This is a genomic window from Roseivirga sp. E12, assembly GCF_017592825.1.
Lineage (GTDB): Bacteria > Bacteroidota > Bacteroidia > Cytophagales > Cyclobacteriaceae > Roseivirga.
In genome coordinates, this window is sequence record NZ_JAGFMD010000008.1 from 185314 (window position 1) to 204228 (window position 18915).

14 protein-coding genes are annotated in these 18915 nt (G+C 42.4%); 3 read left to right on the forward strand and 11 right to left on the reverse strand.

Annotation, left to right across the window (positions count from 1 at the left end):
- Positions 1–164: 164 nt before the first annotated feature.
- Positions 165–5486, forward strand: a complete 5322-nt coding sequence (locus J4E76_RS17060) for a gliding motility-associated C-terminal domain-containing protein (protein WP_208505992.1) — start codon at positions 165–167, stop codon at positions 5484–5486.
- Positions 5487–5556: 70 nt separating this feature from the next.
- Here J4E76_RS17060 and pgk read toward each other — a convergent pair whose 3' ends face one another.
- Genes pgk through J4E76_RS17105 form a run of 9 tightly spaced genes read right to left on the reverse strand, consistent with a single transcriptional unit; the run spans position 5557 to position 15641 of the window.
- On the reverse strand, positions 5557–6744 hold the full coding sequence (gene pgk / locus J4E76_RS17065) for a phosphoglycerate kinase (RefSeq protein ID WP_208505993.1): 1188 nt from the start codon (positions 6742–6744) through the stop codon (positions 5557–5559).
- Positions 6745–6747: 3 nt separating this feature from the next.
- A complete protein-coding gene (locus J4E76_RS17070) occupies positions 6748–7710 on the reverse strand; it encodes an L-threonylcarbamoyladenylate synthase (protein WP_208505994.1) in 963 nt (320 codons plus the stop codon).
- Entirely contained in the window at positions 7710–8426 is a 717-nt protein-coding gene (locus tag J4E76_RS17075; protein WP_208505995.1) for a tetratricopeptide repeat protein, read from the reverse strand. The genes J4E76_RS17070 and J4E76_RS17075 overlap by 1 nt, the downstream gene beginning before the upstream one ends.
- A gap of 52 nt (positions 8427–8478) precedes the next feature.
- Complete coding sequence (locus J4E76_RS17080; RefSeq protein ID WP_208505996.1) at positions 8479–11325, reverse strand: FlgD immunoglobulin-like domain containing protein; 2847 nt, start codon at positions 11323–11325, stop codon at positions 8479–8481.
- A 46-nt stretch (positions 11326–11371) separates the two neighbouring features.
- A complete protein-coding gene (locus J4E76_RS17085) occupies positions 11372–11896 on the reverse strand; it encodes an NUDIX hydrolase (RefSeq protein ID WP_236017527.1) in 525 nt (174 codons plus the stop codon).
- Positions 11897–11921: 25 nt separating this feature from the next.
- A complete protein-coding gene (locus J4E76_RS17090; protein ID WP_208505998.1) occupies positions 11922–12290 on the reverse strand; it encodes a carboxypeptidase-like regulatory domain-containing protein in 369 nt (122 codons plus the stop codon).
- Positions 12287–12877 (reverse strand): hypothetical protein, encoded by a 591-nt coding sequence (locus J4E76_RS17095; RefSeq protein WP_208505999.1) that lies wholly within the window; start codon positions 12875–12877, stop codon positions 12287–12289. Before J4E76_RS17095 ends, J4E76_RS17090 begins: the two co-directional genes overlap by 4 nt.
- A 36-nt stretch (positions 12878–12913) precedes the next feature.
- The gene (locus J4E76_RS17100; RefSeq protein ID WP_208506000.1) at positions 12914–14848 is read right to left on the reverse strand and encodes an ATP-dependent DNA helicase RecQ; all 1935 of its coding nucleotides are present in this window, start codon (positions 14846–14848) and stop codon (positions 12914–12916) included.
- Between the two features lie 19 nt (positions 14849–14867).
- Positions 14868–15641 (reverse strand): enoyl-CoA hydratase/isomerase family protein, encoded by a 774-nt coding sequence (locus J4E76_RS17105; protein WP_208506001.1) that lies wholly within the window; start codon positions 15639–15641, stop codon positions 14868–14870.
- Between the two features lie 95 nt (positions 15642–15736).
- On the opposite strand from J4E76_RS17105, the gene J4E76_RS17110 reads away from it, so the two are divergent.
- Positions 15737–16570 carry a hypothetical protein gene (locus tag J4E76_RS17110; RefSeq protein WP_208506002.1) on the forward strand — a complete coding sequence of 278 codons (834 nt, stop codon included), beginning with the start codon at positions 15737–15739 and terminating at the stop codon, positions 16568–16570.
- 6 nt (positions 16571–16576) lie between these two features.
- Positions 16577–16966 carry a cytidine deaminase gene (locus tag J4E76_RS17115; RefSeq protein ID WP_208506003.1) on the forward strand — a complete coding sequence of 130 codons (390 nt, stop codon included), beginning with the start codon at positions 16577–16579 and terminating at the stop codon, positions 16964–16966.
- On the opposite strand, the gene J4E76_RS17120 is transcribed toward J4E76_RS17115, so the two are convergent.
- Both J4E76_RS17120 and J4E76_RS17125 read right to left on the reverse strand, forming a co-directional pair.
- Positions 16963–17922: a DNA cytosine methyltransferase gene (locus J4E76_RS17120; protein ID WP_208506004.1), complete on the reverse strand. Its 960-nt coding sequence runs from the start codon at positions 17920–17922 to the stop codon at positions 16963–16965. The two genes, J4E76_RS17115 and J4E76_RS17120, sit on opposite strands and share 4 nt — an antisense overlap.
- Positions 17919–18815 (reverse strand): type II restriction endonuclease, encoded by an 897-nt coding sequence (locus J4E76_RS17125; RefSeq protein WP_208506005.1) that lies wholly within the window; start codon positions 18813–18815, stop codon positions 17919–17921. The genes J4E76_RS17120 and J4E76_RS17125 overlap by 4 nt, the downstream gene beginning before the upstream one ends.
- Positions 18816–18915: the final 100 nt, after the last annotated feature.

Below are 18915 nucleotides of genomic sequence, written 5' to 3' on the forward strand. Positions count from 1 at the left end.
TCGCAAAAATTGAAGAATCTATTTATTATGACAACGTTTCCTCAAAGAAGTTTTCCGTTATCTTAGGGCTTCTTATATAAGGCGTTGAATATAATAAAAACTGAGCCAAACGCGTAATAAGGGTATCTATTTACCTTGGTGTTTACCAGAAAGAAAGAATTATCGTGCACAGAAAGCTAAAGGTTGTACTACTACTCATTGGTATTCTTGTCTCCGTTAGTGCTAGGAGTCAAGATTTTACCCGTAATAACTGGTATTTTTCTGGTAACGATCAAGCCCTGATCTTCGGTAAAGGACAAACAGCAAGGGCGACCTTAAGCCCTGGAAAAGTCCCTCAGAACAACATCGGAGAAAAAGTAACCGCGACAGATCCTACTTCAGGTGATCTCATTTTCTACTCTGATGGTATCAATATCTATGATGCTACAAACCAAGTAATGCAAAATGGTAGCGGCATCTTAACGGATCTAAATGGCATTCAGGCAATGAGTACGAGCCCTGTTCCTGGTGCAGGGAATGAGAACCTATTTTACTTGTTCCATAAAAATGCCGCGGGTGAGATTAGGTACACGGTGGTAGACAGAAGTGTCCAAGGCAACAGAGCTACAGGGCCTCCTGCTGGTGAGGTCATTAATATCGGTCGGAATATTGCATCTGGCATTACCTCTAGAGGTAATGGAATGATAACTATTGGATCGCGTGATATGACCCAGTTTTGGTTGATCTCTCAGAATTCAAGCAATGGAGATATTGAGATACACAGTATTCCCGAGCCAAATGGCACATTCACAATGGTGGATAACTTAACATTGGCAAATCCGATTGAAGCACTTCATTTTTCACACCATCAATTAAGTGGCCAAATTGCTATCGTCCCCTCCAACAATTCAAATATTCAGATAATCAGATTCACTGAAACCGGTCAGTCCCTCGACTTCGAAAGAACCTTACTCAATACCTTCATCCCCGGCAATACCTTTGGAGGTTCGGCAGGTTGGTCTGCGACAGGACATTACCTCTACTTTAGTAGAAATACAGCAACGAATGGTAATGTCTATCGGTTTGATATGCACGACATCAGAGATGATGCCCCTTTGGATACAGTATTCAATACGCCTATTGAAGAAAGCCTCAGTTTATTACTAGCACCAGATAGTACCATATACCACATCTACAGAGATACTCCAGGCGGTAGTCGTTTCATGGCTAAAGTAAATGAACCGGACAGCGCAATTGCTTTGATCGATTATGAGAGTGCTCTCTTTAATGGCACTGATGTCAATTCTGACTACTTCAGTCAGTTTATTCCAGAGGCTCTCATTATGCCGACAGTGAGTATAGTTCTTCAGGATGGAGATTTATGCATGAACAACCCTGTTCAGTTCTTCCCCCTGATCGAGCCCTCCACAGCCATACCTACATCTTATTTTTGGGATTTCCAGTCCTTTGGATTGACTTCTGGTGAGCATGCTCCAATCATGAGTTTTGAAGAGGCAGGACTACTATCAGCCACTTTGTCGGTGACTATTAATGGCCAAACTATTCGATCCAATACGGTAATGAGGCAAATTATGGAGAATGACCTCCAAGTCTCCTTACCTGATACCACAATTTGTGAAGGCGAGACCTTAGAATTGGATGCTGAACCTGAGCAAGGTGGACAAGGTCAACAAGGAGGTGCCAGTGGCGGACCATTTGAATACCTCTGGAGTACAGGAGAAACAAGTTCAACCATTAATGTTTCGGAAGCTGGTGACTACTGGGTAGTTATTACGCCTACTACCGGCTGTCCTATCTATGCCGAAGCCCAAGTGGATGTATATGCCGATGAAAGCACCACAGCCAATATCTGGTATTTCGGAGATGGTGCAGGAATTGATTTCAATGAAGAGGATGGCCTGGACCCTCCCCCCAGAAGTATTACAACAGCGCATGCGATGAATGCCCCTGCCGGTACCTCTACAATATCAGATGCCAATGGCGATGTTTTGTTCTACTCTAATGGTTCCAGAACCTGGAATCGTGAAAATGACGTAATGCCCAATGGTACAGAGTTAGGCGGAGATAGTACCTCTGCCCAAGCAGTTATTATCGTTCCTTTTATTGATGACGAAACGATGTACTACCTCTTTACTACCCAACAGGTTTATGGTGATAATACATTCGAGGTAAAGTACAGTGTAGTAGACATGAAAGAAGACAACGGTCGAGGAGATGTTGTCATGAAGGATATTGTCCTATTTACCAGAAGTACAGAAAAGATTGTTGCTTTAGAAGGTGGAGGTGGTCATTGGCTATTGGCTCATGAATATGGAAATAATACGTTCCGAACATACCCCATTACTGCAGCGGGAATTGGGCCTCCAATTATATCGTCTGCGGGTGCTGTCCACTCTTTCAACGACCCACTGAGCGGTCAAGCGGGCATGAAGTTTTCTGAAGACGGGGAACGTGTTGCTGTGACATTGATAGAGGGTACTGAAGACTATGTAGAACTCTTCGATTTTGATCCTATTCTAGGGGAAATCGTTGATTTCGAGTATCGGATTGACCTGAACGAAGGCGGTGGCGGAAACGACCAGGTTTATGATGCCCATTTTTCTCAAGCGGGTGTCAAACTGTTTGTCACGATGAACAATCGAAATACTGGCACACCTGGAGGCAGAGTGCTGGAATACAGGGTCGACAGTCTTTCTACTCCTGCTACAAGATTGGCTTCTAAAACAGATATCTCAGATGGTTTAAATATGAATGTCAATTTCGGGCAAATGCAAACAGGTCCCGATGGACAAATCTATATGGCAGTAGAAACACCAGGTAATCCGTCTGGTTCTGCATTTGTAAGTTCTATTTCAGCAGTAGACGACACCCTGTTTGTTTCTCCACTAAATCCTCAAGCGGTCCTTTTGACTACGGGAAATTCCAGACTTGGCTTGCCCAACTTTGTTCAGAATAGCGCCAATCCGCAGATGGATCCATCTATGTCTGCACCAGATTTAACTTGTGTGGATGAACGAATTGTAATGACAAGTTCAGGCACTTCGGATATTGATGAGTTCCTATGGTCCATTACCAACCAAGCCGATAATAGTACCGTGTTTAGTGCAGCTGGAATGGACACGGCTTATACATTCCCACAGGGACAATCAGGACTTTTCAATATCTCCGTAAATATTTTCAATCGATGTGGTTTTGACACGACCATTGTTCAAGAGATACAGGTACTCGACATACCCGCTCCGCCAACAGTACCTCAAGCACTTTCTGTTTGTGAGGGAGATACTGCACCCCTAGATGCCATCATGGGACAGCCTGATGACCCCAACCTGATTTTCGAATGGACTAATAGCCAGGGAGCAGTGGTCAGTACGACCAGGAATTTTCTAGTGACGCAACCCGAAATCTATACCGTCACCATTACCAATATTGCAGGCTGTAGTAGTTCCGCAGAGATATTTGCTGGGCCGCCTTTTGAAATTGCCCTTCCTGACGATGCGATCATATGTCAGGATGAAGAACTGATTTTAGATTCAAACGTCACAGCCAACAACTATATCTGGTCGGTTATTAACCCTGACGGGAGTATTACAGGACCTCTTGCCAATGATAGGCGGGCCACGGTTGATTCCAGCGTACCGGGACTTTACACCTATGTAGTTTCAATAGAAGACCCCATAACACTCGGCTGTTTTGTCAATGACTCTACCAGAGTTACTGTCAACCCATTGGCACAAGCTACCTTAGGCACTGTGGTCAACGCTACCTGCGGTAGTAGCGATGGTAGTTTCGAATTTACCATCACCACTTCTGGTAATTACTCTTATGTTGTAACTGGAAACGCCTCAGGCAATGTGGCTCAAGGCAGCAATTTTACGGGCCCTGGCACAGAAACAATCACCGGTCTAGCTCCTGATGTATACTCAGTATTGATCACCGATAATAGTAGTGGGTGTACTAATACACTGGGAGGAATAGAAGTCCAGAATGATGGTGCCGGTTTCACAATCGGCAATGTGGCCGTCACAAACGCGGACTGTGTGAATGCAACAGGTGATATAACAGTAACCTTGAGTGCTGATGTATATCCGATTACCTACACCTTGACCAACACGACTGACGGTACGAGCGTCACCGGTGGTGCTGCCGCTGCAATTCCTACGACAACATTTGACTTTCAGATTACTGGCCTAGCTGGCGGAACTTATGACTTGGCAGTAGTAGCAGGAGGATGCACCCAACTCCAAGCCGGAATTGTGGTCGATACCCCAACACCTGTCGACCTGACTACCGATCCTTTTGTTGAAATTTGTGGTACTTCTGCACCTCTCACCGCCACCTCTACAACTGGGGGTGCTACCTTCTCATGGACTGGACCTAACGGTTTCACAGCTACAGGTGGCAATGTAAATGCACCTGAAAGCGGAACTTATACAGTTACAGCAAGTGCAGCAGGAAGCTGCGATGTGACGGAGGTAGTGATTGTTGACTTGACCATTCAGCCGATCATTCAAATTAATGAAGTGGGTGATGTTTGTACAGGGCAAATCACTCTCGAAGCCGAAGTCACCAACCCAGAAGCGGGCACAACTTATGTTTACAATTGGGACAACGGTGCGAACACTAGAACCATCACTGTGGATGCAAGTGGCACATACAACGTAACTGTTAGACCTTCGGACAATTTAACCTGTACGGAAACAGCGAGCATTGTTGTCACTATCCCAGAAGAAATTCAAGCGACAGTATCTTCATCACCAGCTTGTGACGATGGTTCAACCATTACTTTGACTGTTGATGTACTCTCGGGTAACCCGAACTCTTTTACATGGACGAGGGATGGGCAAGCCATTTCTCAAAGTGGACCTACCATCAACATAACAGATCCGGATGGTCAAGGGAGTTATACTGTTCGTATATCAGATGGTATATGCTTTATTGAGCGGAGTATTGAAATAAGAAGACAGACTGTACCTCCGGGACTGTTACCTGACACTGGATTATATTGCCCGACACGAGCAACGCAAGATATATTATTGGCAGGTAGAGGCTTCGAAACCTATGAGTGGACTCGCGATGGGGTGCCATTCCCTAATGCAGGCCAGACATTAACAATACCTGGGCCAGGTGTCTTCGAGGTGACCATGACTACCGCTACTGGCTGTGTTCAGGTTGACGAGGTAAGAGTGATTGAAAGTTGCGATCCTCGCGTGGTAGCTCCCAATGCCTTTGCTCCAAGTAGCAACCCACCTAATAATGTATTCTCAGTAGTACCAAATGACTTTGTAGACAATTTTGAGATCTTCATCTACTCGAGATGGGGTGAACTGATTTTCCAAAGCACTACGCTGGAATTTCAGTGGAATGGGGTTTTCAATGGAGAGCTTGTGCCTTTAGGCACTTATCCTTACGTCATGCGATTCACCTCACGTTTCGAGCCTGAGCGAGGCACCTTCGAGCAATCAGGGGCGATAACGGTCGTTCGCTAAAGAAGTTTAACCAAAACAAAAGGCAAGTTCATAAGAACTTGCCTTTTGTTTTTTAAGATTACTGGACGCTCTAATCCTCTAATGCTGCAACGCCAGGCAGTACTTTGCCTTCCATGTATTCGAGAAGAGCTCCTCCTCCAGTTGATACATAAGAGACATCATTACCATAACCTAGCTGGTTAACAGCCGCTGCAGAATCACCTCCGCCAATTAAAGAGAAACCTCCATTATTGGTAGCCTCTACAATAGCTTCCGCAACCGCCTTGGTACCATTGGCGAAATTCTCCATTTCGAAAACCCCCATTGGCCCATTCCAAAGTATGGTTTTTGATTCCTTTACCACTCTTGAGAAAACCTCCGCAGCCTGTGGTCCAATATCGAGACCCATCCAGCCCTCTTCTATTGCATTGTTCATGCTAATAGCCGTATTGGCTTCATTGCTAAAGTTATCAGCAACAACAGAATCAATCGGCAATTCGAGGTTCACACCCAATTCCTTCGCCTTTTTAATCAAGGTCAAAGCGAGATCAAGTTTATCCTCTTCTACCAGTGAGTTTCCAATACTTCCTCCCATGGCTTTGAAGAAAGTATATGACATTCCACCACCAATAATGAGGTTGTCAACTCTTTCGAGCAACTGCTCAATAATCAATATTTTATCCGAGATTTTAGCCCCTCCCATAATGGCAGTTAATGGCCTTTCTCCTGACTCAAGGACTTTTTGAGCATTCTCAATTTCGGCTTGCATTACATAGCCACATCCTTTGTCTTCGAAAAACTGCGCAATGATAGATGTAGAAGCGTGTGCTCTATGCGCTGTTCCAAAGGCATCATTGATATAGATATCACCGTGATCTGCAAGCGACTTGGCAAAGTCCGCATCACCTTTGGTCTCTTCTTTGTAGAACCTTAGATTTTCCAAAAGGAGGACTTCACCACCTTTTAAGTTGGAGGAAACTTCCTTGCCTGCTGATCCTATACAATCATCCGCAAACTTCACTTCAGTACCGAATACTTCCGATAAGTGTGACACTAGGTGCTGCAATGAAAACTTATGCTCAGGGCCTTCTTTTGGTCTACCCAAATGTGACATCAATACAACAGCGCCTCCGTCAGAAAGTATTCTCTTAATAGTAGGTGTAGCCGCCTTAATTCTAGTAAAGTCGGTAATTTCAAAGCTATCATTCAAGGGAACGTTAAAGTCTACTCTGATTAGTGCCCTTTTTCCTTTGAAATCGAAATCGTTGATGTTCTTCATTATTTATTCTTTTGCGGTTGCGCGTTTGATTCTATCGTTAATGGCTCTTCCCAAGCCAATATTAGGTACAAATTTGGTTACTATAGTTGTAATGTCTGGTCTTTGATCAAGGGTTCTTAAACCGGTAAAAAGGCGGCTGGCCGCTTCGTTCATATCACCAGTTTCTGACAGTACAAATTGGTTTTCAAGACTTATCCCATCAAAGTACTCATCAAACACTAATGCTCCCATTCCCTTAGTACCCTTTCTAAACTCAGGGTTCAAGTCATCCGAAATAACAATTTCTGTCTTTGGAGCATAGTGACTTTTTAGCATGCCGGGTGCATCGGGTTTAGAACTCGAATGAATATTGACTTCTACCTCTCCTATCACCTCCTCGATGTCTTCGACCGACAGTCCTCCCAACCTTAAGACTTTTGGCATCTCTGATTCGAAGCTAACGATAGTCGATTCTATCCCTACAGAACAGGGGCCCCCATCAAGGATGTAGTCCACCTCATGACCAAGCTGTTGATCCACATGGCTTGCAGTGGTCGGACTGACGTAGCCGAATGGATTAGCACTTGGTGCTGCCAAAGGAAAATCGAGCGACTTTAACAACTGATGAGTCAAGCCATGCGCGGGCACTCGAATCGCAACTGTATCTAATCCAGAGGTCACAATATCTGGAATAGACGACTTTCTTTTTAACAGAATGGTTAAAGGTCCTGGCCAAAAGCGAGACGCCAGCGCTTCGGCTTCTTTTGGGACTTCTAGTACAAATTCTTTCGCCTGATCTAAGCTGGAAACATGAACAATCAGTGGATCGAATGATGGACGCTTTTTAGCATTGAATATATTGGTCACCACAGCACTGTCTAAGGCATTTCCTGCAAGACCATAAACCGTCTCTGTAGGGATTGCCACTAAGCCCCCTGATTCGAGGACCTCCTTCGCGTGGTTAATATCATGACCAATTTCAGCCATTATTGAACACAGTTCTGCCCGATGGCCTCGCTGGCTCCTTCAAAACTGAAAGTCTGGGCACTGAAGAGATATTCACAACCCTGTGCCTTATTATCTTGTGCTAATTCGGCCAGACCTAACCAATAAAAGGCCTCTCCATATTCGGGCTGCATTTCAATGGCCTTCTTTAAGTCATAGATCGCGTCTTCAGGGTTATTAATTCTCAATTCTGCTTTTCCTTTGTTAAGGTAGAGCAAGGCATTGTTTGGTTCAATCTGAAGTGCGAATTGAAAATCGAACAGGGCTCTATCGAACTCTTGATACTTGAAAAGAATAGCTCCCCTGTTGATATAAGCGTCAGTAACGTCAGGTTGAATGTTGATCACATAATCATAGTCAAGCATCGCCTCATTGTCCTTACCTAGCAGTCGGAAGGCATTGCCCCTGTTAAAGAACGCCCTATAATTTGTGGTATCCGCATTAATCGCATTTCCAAAAGTAGCGATAGCCTCATCTAGTTGACCCAGCCTAAGTAGTGCCACACCTTTTGCGTTCAAGGCTGAATAATTTCCTGGGTTCTTGTCCAACAACTGGTTAAAAGTCTTGATGGCCTGAGCATAGTTATTCTCATCCATAAAAGACCTGCCTTGGGTGAGCAGTTCTTCCTCTGAAGGAGAACATCCCAAAACAAGCATTGTTAAAATCACTAAGAATTGAAGGCTTAATTTTTTTTGCATCGATCTGCGTTAAGCGTGCAAAGATAAAGCAAGCTTACTAGACCTGAAAGGGTTATTGTCTTGTTAGAATAACCCGTCTTACAGTATTTTCTCTTAAGTGAGTGATCCTGATAAGATATATACCATCTGGAACAGGATTACCCAAAGTATTTGTGCCATCCCAAAAGAACTCATTCTCCCCAATAAAGCCCAAACCACTCGAAATTGTACGAATTTGATTACCTGATGAATCATAAATCCTTATCAGTACAAAGTTAGTTTCCGGAAGGTTTACCCTTACCGTAACGAGGTCGCTGAAAGGATTGGGAAAGACAGTGCTAATTTCGAAATTATCCGAACCGCTGATCGGTTCCGGTGGCTCAACATTTCCAATTTGCGAAGTAAACATTCCTCTACCATGGGTAGCTGCAACGATTTTCCCATCTACTCTGCGGTAATCAATCATGTTGACCACTGCATTACCAATACCTTCAGCAGACTCTATCAACCAATTGGTCGACTGTCCATTCATTATGCCTGTGCTGTACAAACCTGTACTTGTTGCAGCCATATATAACTTAGATCCATCGTCAAGTGGAACGATTGTTACCCACCTTACAGAAGGACCATTTCCTTCTCCAGAAGGATTCTCTTCTAAAGTTCCTGATACATCCTCAAAGCTTTGACCACCATTGGTCGACCTAAAAACACTCGGTATACCGTAGTTTGAGAATGAGACTAATAACTCATCAGCATTAAGAGGATCAACTGCAATGGACCTGATGTATCCATCTACAGGAAACAGAGTTCCTGTAATGTCTTCTACCTCATACACCTCAGTGCTCGCATCAGTGACCTTAAACAATCGACCAGTCGATGTGCCATAATAGACGATATTCTTTGGTGTAGTTGATACTTGTACTGCTGTGATGGTTCCATCAGAAAGCTCGGTTTTATCCAATCGTGACCAGTTGGTAGTGGTAGTACTTTGCGATCCTGTCAATATCTGAGACAGGTTCCTATTTCTCCAAAGGAAATCACCTCCTGCCAAATACATGCGATTGGCATTATTAGGGTCTAAGGTATAGGGATTAATAAACTGATAAGGCTGTGATGGATCAGTACCTCCACCTGTTGGATCCACTCGTGCAAATGAAGTTATATCGAAATTCTGGTCCAGACCAAGTCTGAAAATTCTGGAATTCTGAAATGACATATAGTAGAATACGCCAATAGGTGTTGTGGCAGCAAATGCACCATCACCTCCCAAAACTCTAGTGCCATTATCCGCTCCATTGACAGCGGTATTCGTTGTCAATATACTTCCATTGTCCTGAGTACCTCCGATCACAAAATCGTCTGGTGGATACTGACTAAAAATACCCGTATAAAACTGCGTTGTTACAAACCCATTGTTCAAGGAGGCATAAGAAACTTCGTTCGCCCGGCTGTCTTCAGTGACGAAAATACCTCCATCGTTAAATGAAAACATCCGATCGGGATTAGAAGGAGAAAAGATAACTCCATGCTGATCGGGATGATGATTAGGATAGATTCTGGCGCCATTCTCTGCAGGATCGTAGCCGCCTATCCAGGTAATATTATTACTTGTTGAAAAGGCATCGGTCGATCGATAAATATTTGTTCCTCCCAAGAAAACTACATTTGGATCTGTTGGATGAACAGATACAAACATATCGTAAGACCCTTGAGAGTCATACGCCTCAATATTGTTGCTACCATCAGGAACATTGGTCGACAAGTTGATCAATTGACTTGTCGACATGGTGTACCTAAAGAGCCCATAATCAGATCCTTGATCTATGATGAAATAAAGGATGTCAGGATTAGAAGGCGATGAACCAATTTCAATCCTTCTCGAATTTGTATTCGCAAAGTTGCGGAGCAAGGTCCAGTTTTGACCATCTGTAGAAGAGTACACTCCGGCTTGAGGAGACCCGACTGTTGCCACATTCGTAACACTACTCAATGAGGCAATCAGCACATTATTCGCTGTACGATGGACGTCAGTATAGAAAACAGCCGTCACGTCATTCAGATCTCCATTGGCAGGGAAATTCAACAAATCATTTCCTAGTACAGTCGTCCAATTCTGTCCACCGTCTACCGATCGTACGATGCCTCCATAAACGGCCGCGATGACCTCATCATCCGTTCCGTTAGGATTTGTCGTAATGTCCCAGACATATTGAAAAGGTGAATTGAATAATCCTGGGGAGTTTGATTGTGTAGAAGTCAGTGGCCTCCATGAGATACCATTATCTGTCGATTTGAAGATACCATTACCTCTGAATGGCGCTCCTGGTGCTCGGGTAGAATTACCCACTAGCTCACCTGTTCCATAGTACCAAATATCTTCCTGCCCAGCTTTAATGTTTTGGGTTATGGCCGTCACACTTTGAATATCATCGGCTAGAGAGGTTCTTGTCCAGTTTTGTCCTTGATCTATCGACCGCCACGAGCCTCCCGACACTCCTCCAGCAATCATAAGATTCTCGTCCCGAACGTCCATTACTACAGCCCTACTACGTCCCCCAAAATTGTTAGGCCCTACTTGGCTCCAGTTCAGCGCTTGAATAGCACTACCACTGTTACTGCCGCTTCTTTGAAGACGCTGATCATTCAATAATTGAGTCCGATAGTTTTTCGCTGCAAAACTCAGCTCTTTGGCTCTTATTCCTTCCGGTATTTGGCCTGTAGTGGGGTTTGCTAATAGTTGACGTTCATACTCACTGCGAGATTGCCTGTCTTCTCTACCTTCGATTTCAGACTTATCATTTTCGATGATTTGAGCAATAGCAACCTCTTCATGTGCGGGAATGAAACTCCAAGTTATTGCAAAAAGGACATAGAAGAGAACTGTAATCAGTAAGTAGTTCTGCAGCTTTAGGTTACTCATAAGTCTAAATATAACGAACGAATGTGCTAAGGTATCATCCTCCCAATCACATTTTTCTCCTTATTGTTTCACATTTTTCAATCATTCTCAAAATAGAGTCGTTGCCATTGCATAAAGTCGGTATTTCCTTAAAAGACTTCCAAGCGACATCCTTCGATTCATGATTCTTTTGAATGGTTTCTTCCATATCTCCCACAAACAAAAACCTTACGTCATAATGATCATGTTCAGGAACCTCTTTTCTTTCAGGAATCGTGTGAATATCAATGTCAAAAATCTTTTCAGAATAGAATCTGGTCTTCTTTAAACCAGACTCTTCACTCAATTCTGTTTCTGCAACAATGCGCAGGTTTTCTTCACCATCGGCATGCCCTCCTAACTGAAGCCATCTGTCGAGTTTGGCATGATGTGTCAAAAGCGCATATTCAAAACCTGCATCAACGACCCATGTCGAAGCTGTAAAGTGGGCATGTAAGAGACTCCTTTCAAAACAGTTTTTATACTTAAGCAAGTCAATCATTTGCTTGCGAAAAAGCATCTCTGCTTCGTAAGAACTCTGATAATCTTCCAAATTTTGTGTTAGCAGTCGCCTTTCTTCAGACTCCATCCGAAATCACAACATTAGCTTTGTTCACCTTGCCCTTCGACAATTCACTAATGATCTCTCCGCCCTCCGAATTGTCCATGTCACCTTTACGCACAATTACATAGTAGGACTTTGTATCCAAGTTTTTGAAGGTCACTCTACCCTTACTATCGGTAAGCTTATAAGGCTGCACGGGGTTCACTTCTTTGTTGTAGTCTGCCTCGCTCGCATAGAGGGTTACTCTTGCGTCTTTGACCACATTTCCCAGATCATCGAGCACTGTGATCTTAAGCTTAGTTGAAAAAACTTGTGCTGAAGCTTCTTGCGTTTGGGCCAAGGCCAAGCAAGAAATAAAGGCTAATAGGATTAATCTTTTCATATTTCTATGGGTTTGAACAGCTGTTCTATTAATTCTGAAAATGGTTTCGCTTTTGTATATAATCTATCCTGATAGACGTTAGCCATTAGTTTTATGTAACTGGGTTTTCGGTCTATCTCGTTTTTCTCAATTAAAATATTCCCAAACTTCTGATCACTTAGCCCGGCTAAAACTTCTGCCTGCGGCTTCAGGTACCACTTCTCGATGGTCTCTTCATAGGTTTCCTTATCCAACACTCTTCGATCACCTTGCGATAGCTTATAGCCTTGCTCAAGACCTCTCTCTTTCAGAAAGTCAAAGACATGATTAAAGCTTTCCTTGCTAAACTGATCATTGAAACTGATGGCAAAGCCATTGGAGTATTGAGAGTCTAACAAGTGAACTTCTACAGCTGAAACTATGCCTTGTTTCTTCATAAAATAGCCGCGCTCAATATCTGCCATTAGACTACCTGCCTGTTCGGTTCCTTTCCACTTTTCGTAGGCCTTAACTTCTTGGTTTGACCTTTTGAGTACTTCATGAATAAAAGCCGTTTTTGGGCTTTGCTTATTAAAAAGCTTATCTACTATACTATCGAAGAAACTCATGATGTAAATGTATGAATTATCATCAGTCTAAAAGGGCTATTTATGGGTTCTTGAGATATTTAAATGGCCATAATCATCATAATGAAGCTCTCCATGGTCGATCAGTTCGGCAAGTAGGTCAAGAAACATTGACTTGTCTTTTGGCTTTAGAGTCTCCACCAATTTTTCCTCATTTAACTGATGTGAAGCACTCAACAGTTGAAGTATTTGTGACCTATAATGTTTTCTTTCCTTTTCATCATCTTGGTGCTTAGCCTTCTCAATACAGTTGTCGCAAATACCACAATGGTCATAATCAGTTTCACCAAAATACGATAGCAAAAGCTGAGTTCTGCATTGCTTGCGCTCATGCACATAGGCTATGACAGCTTCCATCTTCGCAAGTTTAAGCCGTCTCTTGGCTTCAAGGGCTTGTTGATCGATGGGCAATTGGTCAATCTGCTGCTTTGGTAGCAAATAAGTAAGCTGTGGTTGATCCTTATGCCTCTGATAATCGATTATCTCACGTTCCGACAGTGCATTTAACAGATCGCGCACCTGATCGGTAGAAGTACCTAGCAAAGCGGCAACATTGGTCTCTTGAATTTGAATACTCTGATGATAGAGCTCGCCCCCATATAGGCGTAAAAGTCCTTTGATGACAGCGTCAAAACCTGAGTTCGAAACTTGAAACTCATACATCTTTCGCTGATCTAGTAAAAAGATCACTTTCGAAGGACTGTAAAAGGCCTCGGTCAGGTGGATAAGTCCATGTTCTTGTAGGGCCTTTATTGCATTAAACACTTCTAATGGATGCCGATCAAATCGTTGCGAGAATGCCTGGAAATCGAAATCGAAGCTTGTTTCCGGATGACTACCATTGGCTAACTGAAAGTGGTTGCCTAGCATTTGATAGACATCTTTGATCAGAGGCATTCCCGGCAGTGACTGCTCCGTCTTTTTTCTTAAATCATCAATATCCTTTTGGTTGCTAATGATCAATGCGAAAGCCTTACGCTCATCACGACCTGCTCTGCCCGCCTCTTGATAATAAGACTCTAGGTTATCAGGCAGATCCATATGGGCTACCAAACGTACATCAGGCTTATCGATGCCCATACCAAAAGCATTGGTGGAAACGACTACTCTCGTACGGTTATGTATCCAGTCCTCCTGTCTCTGACTTCGCTCTTGGTGGGTAAGACCAGCATGGTAGAAGTCAGCCGAAATCCCCTGTTTACCAAGCATCAACGCTATTTCTTTCGCATGCCTTCGGGTAGATACATACACGACAGACGAGCCCCCCACTCTATTGAGGGCTTCTAAAAGCTTTCGCTCTTTGTGTTCTTCAAATCGCACCGAATAGGACAAGTTTGCCCTAGCAAAACTCTTTGTGAAGACTTTCGGCTTCTTGAAGGCAAGCTTGTCTTGAATATCCTTTCTAACCTTTGGCGTAGCCGTAGCAGTTAAAGCAATAACAGGCGTGTCAGGCAAGAGCTCACGGACCTTTTCAATTTCTAAATAGGCAGGCCGAAAGTCATAGCCCCATTGAGAGATACAGTGTGCTTCATCGACAGCGATTAATGAAACACCGCGAGTTTCATGTACCCTTTTGATCCTCGCCTGAAATATCTCTGTTTTGAGTCTTTCAGGTGAACAATAGAGAAATTTCAATTCGGAGTTTATGGCATTGTCTAGTGCGTAATCAATCTCTCTTTTGGACTGTCCGGCATGCAGGGCAATGGCGCTTATTCCTCTTTCTTTGAGTTGATAGACCTGATCTTTCATCAAAGCGACCAGAGGAGAGATCACAAGGCATAAGCCCGGTTGTGCCATGGCTGGTACTTGAAAGCAGATGGACTTGCCCCCTCCTGTCGGAAGGAGTGCCAGGGTATCATGACCATCAAGCACCGACTGAATGATCTCTTCCTGCAAAGTTCTGAAGGTGTTAAAACCCCAGTAATGCTTAAGAATATCAATCTGTTGGTCCATGAAACAATAAAACGTCTAGTTACTTCTGCTTGTTAAGGAAGTCTGCTATTCCTTTTTGACAATCTTCTGTCGCTCTGGCTTTAGCATTTTGCTCAGCTGCATAGTCCAGTCCCTCCTCTAAGCTCATGGCTTGAACCTGGGCGATCATTTGCTTGGTTGCCTTCATGGATTGACCTGAGTTTTTCTCAGCAAGTTTTTGGGCAAAGGCAGAAACTTTATCATCCAATTCATCTGATGGAACAACGTCATTGACCATCCCCATTGCTTTCGCCTGTGGCGCATCTATCAAGTCACCAGAAAGTAAAAGCTCCTTAGATTTTCCCTCCCCGATCTTTCTCAATAGAAAGACCATTACGATGGCCGGAATAAAACCAATTCTCACTTCCGTATAACCAAACTTCGCATGAGCAGCTGCAAAAGAGAAATCGCAGACCGCGGCCAATCCACTTCCACCAGCAATGGCGTGCCCTTGAATGCGGGCGATCACTACTTTAGGGTGAGTGTAGATTTGATAGAAAAGTTCTTTCAGGTGGTTCGAATCGGCCAGATTTTCCTCATAGGTGTTTTGCTGAAGCTCTTGTAAATAAGCCAAGTCGGCACCTGCACAAAAAGCATCACCTGCTGCGGCAAGTACAATGACCTTCGCTTTATCATCACTGGCAGCAAAAGCAAAAGCCTCCTTGAGTTCGGTGACTACTTGTGCATTTAGAGCATTCCGCTTTTCTGGTCTATTTAAGGTTATGGTAGCAACCTGATCAGCTACCATGTATCTCACAAATTCCTGCTTTTCCATTGTCTGTTATTAATCGACTCCTGATACGTTGGTTTTTCCCTATTGCCTGAAGCTAATAATCACTAAATTAAAAGAAACAATAGACACTATAACACATGATCTTAAACCACGAAGAGATAAAGAGCCATCAAGATGCGGATGGACAAAAAATTATTATTTCGGATCTAAAAGAAAATCATCTTACTCAAGGTAGTTACAACTTAAGTATTGGTAAAATATTCGATAATAAGGGTATTGAGTACAACGAAATATCTCTAGAGCCACAGGGAATAGTCTCGATTGTTTCGGATGAATACCTTGAAATGCCAAAGGATATTATGTGCTATACAACCATTAAGAATGGAATGTCCAGAAAAGGCTTATTGGCGATTAACATTGGAATAATTGATTCTGGGTACAAAGGAAAAATATCAAGTCATCTCATCAATTTCGGTCGTGTTGCTGTTAAAATAAAAAAAGGAGAGCCGTTTCTCAGGTTGACATTTCACAAATTGAACATGCCGAAAGTCTCAAAGGACACTAATGTATTTCAGTTTGCTGAAAAAGTTTATGAGATTCAAAGAAGGGATGAGGCAATAGCCTACCTTGGTGATAAATTTCTCAATATTGACGATGCACTCACCAAATTGACTGATAAGGCAACAGACAATTTGAAAAATGGGATGTCCTTTTGGTTCAATAAGATTAGTGTGATTGCTGCCGCCATCTCGATTGGTGCCTTTTTAATGTTTAACTATGTAGCCCCAGCATTCATTTATAGCTATAAAGAGAGGAACATAGAAAAGTTGAACAGAAAGATAGATTCTCTTGAAAATAAATTGACCAATATATCTAATATTGAGCCAACTTTAATGGTCAATGACTCTTCCGATGCAAGGAGAGTTAAAGAAGAAGAAATGCCAAGAAAAGATTCAACTAAACAAAAATAGCAGTAGATGTCAATTAAATTGGATTGGGATTCCTTATTTCAAAGAGCTTGGGAAGCACGTGAGAATGCAAGCATTCTAGGAAACACAAAAGTTGGCTCCGCACTGATAACAAAACAAGGAAACATTTTTGGTGGCTGTAATATAGAACAAACTTATAGAAACAAAGATATTCATGCTGAAGTGAATGCGATATCTACCATGGTTGGAGCTGGAGAGAAAGAGTTTCTAGCAATTGCCATTGTAGCACAAAGAGAATTTTTTACACCTTGTGGCACATGCTTGGACTGGATTTTTCAGTTTGGTGGGCCCGATACAATTGTCGGGATTCAAAATTCTATACAAGGTGAAACTAAGTTTTATAAAGCATCAGAGTTAATGCCACACTACCCTTATTAATTGGCGTGTTTAAGCATTTCATTGGCTAACTCCCTTATAACATTGACTGCAACGCTGTTTCCAAATTGACGATACAATTGCGCATCAGAGACTTCTTCGGGCAAAATAAAGTCTTCTGGAAAGCCTTGAAGCCTAGCACACTCTCTCGGGGTCAACCTACGTGGATTAAGCCCGTCTTGCTGTATTAATATCTCACTACCATCTTTATAGTATCTGGCACTAAGTGTATTAGCATAGGGTGAATCATGATTAAACAGGCTGTAGCCGAAACCCTTTCCTTTTAACTTATTCTCCCTTTTTCTTCTTCTATGACCTTCCCACAATTTGTCTGAAATTGTATAACGGTCATCAACTACATCGGATAAAATATCACCTAATCTAGTCGTGTTGTTCTCGTCAGGAGTAGGAAATTGGAATTCAACATTATGATTTAAAAAACCCACTATATACACTCTTTCCCTATTCTGTGGTAAGCCAAAATCTCGAGCTCTCAATACTTTCCAGTAAACTTTGTAGCCAATGTCCTCCAAAGTTTCCAAGATAATTGAGAATGTCCGTCCAAACCTATCACGTTTGTCCTGCTTGTCATGCCCAACTAGTTGTTTAACATTTTCTAACAAAAACATTTGAGGCAACTTACTCCGTAAGACCCTCTCAATATCAAAGAAAAGAGTCCCTCTAGTATCATTAAAACCCTGTTTCTTACCTGCCTGACTGAACGGTTGACAAGGAAACCCTGCTAAAAGGATATCATGATCAGGTATTAACTGAGTCTCTACTTGGGTAATATCTCCAAAAATAACCTCATCGGGGTAATTAGCATTATAAGTTTTCACAGCATATTTATCCCATTCTGATGTAAAAACACATCTAGTTTCGAAATTAAAGCCCTCTGAAGCTTGTTCAAAGCCCCTTCTTATCCCACCAATTCCTGCAAAAAGATCTACAACATTCATTTACTAGTCCAATAATTTAAGGTATGAGGTATTTCGTCCTTGAACAGAGTGTCAAAGTCAATGACGTTATCGTAATTCTCGTATTTTGTTTTAATCCAATGGTAAGTCACAACCGTAATATTCTGAGATTTCATTTGTATCAAAACGCCTTCTGTAAGCCCCTCATCCAATGTCAAAAGGTAAATGTGAGGAATATTTGTCCTGTTCAACTCTTCTACAACCTCTTGCCACCTTTCTCTCAAAGTAGTCTTCATTGTAATTATAAGACACTTGCTTCTATTTTGCTCATAGGCTTGCCGGCTCGGAATTACACCATCAACCATCTTTCCCACTCCATTTTCAGAGTAAAATTTCGTACCTAAGACTGCTTGATTTTCGTAAGGGTAATTATAAACCCTTGTTATAAAGAAGTCTATTAGCGCTTCAAAAGTCGAACCCGCCCTTGACCTTCTTGAGTTCGTAGTGCTCAAACTTAGTTGATAAATATAAGGCATAATACGCCCTGCAAAGTCACCTACAACCAGACTAAGTTTGGCAAACAATTCACTTTGATTAAATCGATTCTCTTCAAGTTCTGACAAGAGGTTGTTTTCTATAACTTTTTCAAGAATAGTTCTAGGTATATCCCTGTGCATAACTAAATGGGAAATAACCTCTTTATGAAAATTCACCTCATCCTTTAAGTAAATATTCCAACAATTCTCACGTAGGGTGCTTATAGAACTGGATATATCGTCTTTAAATCGAGACGAGTCTCCCAGTTCATCTCCAGTGACCTTAAACACGTAGTAAGACGGTTTCCTTACAATGTTATTTCTAAACCCTTGAATTGTAGCCTTCCACCATTTCAATTCATCTTCGGGCAGGTCGAAAATTAGTGTAATGTCACTCATATGATTTCTACTTTGGAAAGTTTTTCTCGAGGTCTACAACTATATACTCTTTCGACCATTTATTGAGCAATAAACCAAATTCATTTTACAATACATAAAC